This window comes from Cecembia sp., assembly GCF_007126775.1.
Classification (GTDB): domain Bacteria; phylum Bacteroidota; class Bacteroidia; order Cytophagales; family Cyclobacteriaceae; genus Cecembia.
The window spans coordinates 1-2979 of the sequence record NZ_SLAP01000178.1 but is presented as its reverse complement, the minus strand read 5'-3'; the positions used below and the strand labels follow the sequence as shown (position 1 = coordinate 2979).

Annotated in this window: 2 protein-coding genes; one reads left to right on the top strand and one right to left on the bottom strand. The window is 43.4% G+C overall.

Annotated features, from left to right (window positions below):
* A partial coding sequence (katG, locus tag QZT73_RS11940; RefSeq protein WP_291788349.1) for a catalase/peroxidase HPI occupies positions 1–1691 on the bottom strand: 1691 nt, incomplete at its 3' end.
* A 368-nt stretch (positions 1692–2059) separates the two neighbouring features.
* On the opposite strand from katG, the gene QZT73_RS11935 reads away from it, so the two are divergent.
* On the top strand, positions 2060–2979 hold a 920-nt coding region (locus QZT73_RS11935), incomplete at its 3' end, for a class II fumarate hydratase (protein ID WP_291788347.1).

Here is a 2979-nt window from a genome sequence, read left to right as displayed (position 1 = left end):
TCTTTGGCTGCTTTTTCAATGGCAGCACAACCTCCTAATACAATGAGATCTGCGAGAGAGACTTTTTTATTGCCTCCAGCTGTACTGTTGAATTCTTCCTGTATACTTTCTAGCGTACCCAAAACCTTTTTCAACTGCTCAGGCTGATTGGCTTCCCAGTTAATTTGAGGCTCTAAGCGGATTCGGGAACCATTGGCCCCACCACGCTTATCAGAATTTCTAAAGGTAGAAGCTGAAGACCATGCTGTATATACCAATTCAGAAACAGTCAATCCAGAAGCCAGGATATTGGCTTTTAATCCTTCAATATCCTTTTCATTGACCAACTCATGGTTCACTGCTGGAATAGGGTCTTGCCAGATCAAGTCTTCTTCAGGCACTTCTGGACCCAAATACCTGGATTTTGGCCCCATGTCCCTATGGATCAATTTGAACCATGCTTTGGCAAATGCTTCTGCAAATTCATCTGGATTCTCATAGAAATGTCTGGATACCTTTTCATATGCTGGATCAAACCTTAAAGCCAAATCAGTGGTCAGCATAAAAGGTTTATGGAATTTTCCAGGTAAATGCGCATCGGGAACAATTGCTTCCGCATTTTTGGCTACCCATTGGTGGGCACCGGCGGGACTTTTGCTCAATTCCCAATCGTATTCAAATAAAAATTTGAAATAATCGTGCCCCCATTTGGTAGGTGTGGATGTCCAAGCTCCCTCCAGACCAGAAGTGATAGTATCTTCTGCTACACCTTTACCAAAAGTATTTTTCCAACCCATACTCATCTCTTCTATGGAAGCACCTGCTGGTTCACGGCCCACGTGTTTACCTGCATCAGCAGCACCATGTGTTTTTCCAAAAGTATGTCCTCCAGCAATCAGGGCCACAGTTTCATAATCATTCATAGCCATCCTGCCAAAAGTTTCACGGATATCTTTAGCCGCTGCTACCGGATCAGGTTTGCCATTAGGTCCTTCAGGGTTCACGTAGATCAAACCCATCTGAACAGCACCAAGCGGATTTTCCAATTCTCTGTCTCCTGTATAGCGCTTATCTCCGAGCCATTCAGTCTCAGATCCCCAATAGATATCTTCTTCCGGTTCCCAAATATCCTCACGGCCTCCGGCAAAGCCATAAGTATCTAGGCCCATAGATTCCAGTGCCACATTTCCCGCGAGCAACATAAGGTCTGCCCAAGAAAGTTTTTTACCATATTTTTGCTTTACAGGCCACAATAATAAACGTGCTTTGTCCAGATTGGCATTATCAGGCCAGCTGTTCAATGGGGCAAATCGCTGAGTACCCGTGCTTCCACCTCCTCGGCCATCATGTACCCTATAAGTACCTGCACTGTGCCAAGCCATACGGATAATGAAGGGACCATAGTGACCCCAATCTGCAGGCCACCAATCCTGTGAAGTCGTCAGTGCCTTTTCAATTTCAGCCTTAACTTCTTTCAAATCCAATGACTGAAACGCTTTGGCATAGTCAAAATCCGGATCCATGGGGTTGGATAGCCGTGAATGCTGTCTAAGAATTCCTAGATTCAATTGGTTAGGCCACCAATCCTTATTGCTCGGACCACTTCCCGCCACATATTTCATTTCACCATTATGAAATGGACACTTGCTGATGTCACCACCATTCATGTCATAGCTCTTGGATCCGTGAGGATTTACATCTTTTTCTGCCATAATAAGTTATAGTTTATTGTTAAAGTTTAATAATTTACCTTTTAAAGTATCAAGATAATATAAATCAAATTAAAATTCTAATAGATAATTCCTATTGGTGTTTGGTTATTTCGATAAGAAGTGAATTTACGGAATTAAGGCCCGTTAATCAATGTTACGGCACACCGATAACACTGATATTGGTCATGATTCCGGAAAATTTTATGTTCTTTTAAGCATACGGAATTCATATGGAGAAGGATAAGCATTTAGGTAAAAACTCATCCTCTTCAGGGTCCTAAAAAGCTTGAATATTCTGAAAATAACTATGGATTATGACCTTCAGGTCGTATTTTAGCGCAGGCAAAAAAATCTAATAAATCTATACCATGAGCATTAGAATTGAGAAAGATACCATGGGGCCTGTTGAGGTTCCCGCAGACAAATACTGGGGTGCACAGACCCAAAGATCCATTAACAATTTCAAAATCGGCGGAGCGCGTAACCGCATGCCCATTGAAATCATTCGGGCATTTGCCATTCTTAAAAAATCAGCCGCTTTGGCCAATGCAGAATTAGGCGTCTTAGATCAAGAAAAGGCTGATATTATCGCCAAAGTTTGCGATGAAATTATAACAGGCCAACACGACGACCAATTCCCTCTGGTAGTTTGGCAAACCGGTTCAGGTACCCAATCCAACATGAACAGCAATGAAGTCATTGCATACAGGGCACATGTTCTTTTGGGAGGTACTTTGGATGACCCCAAGAAAAAAATCCACCCCAACGACGATGTGAATAAATCACAATCATCCAATGATACTTTTCCTACCGCCATGCATATTGCAGCTTATAAAATGGTGATGGAAACTACCATTCCAGGTGTGGAGAAGTTAAGGGATACCCTAAAAGCCAAATCAGCAGCCTTTATGGATGTGGTGAAAATCGGCCGTACCCACTTTATGGATGCTACCCCTTTGACTTTGGGGCAGGAGTTTTCGGGATATGTGGCGCAATTGGAGCATGGACTTAGGGCCCTGAAAAACACGCTTCCTCACCTTTCAGAGTTGGCCTTAGGGGGCACAGCAGTGGGTACCGGGTTGAATACCCCACAAGGCTATGCAGAATTGGTGGCCAAGAAAATCGCAGAATTTTCCGGACAACCCATGGTCACTGCACCCAATAAATTTGAAGCCTTGGCAGCGCATGATGCGATTGTGGAAACACATGGGGCTTTGAAGCAATTGGCGGTAAGTTTGATGAAGATTGCCAATGATATCCGCATGTTGTCATCTGGACCTAGATCTGG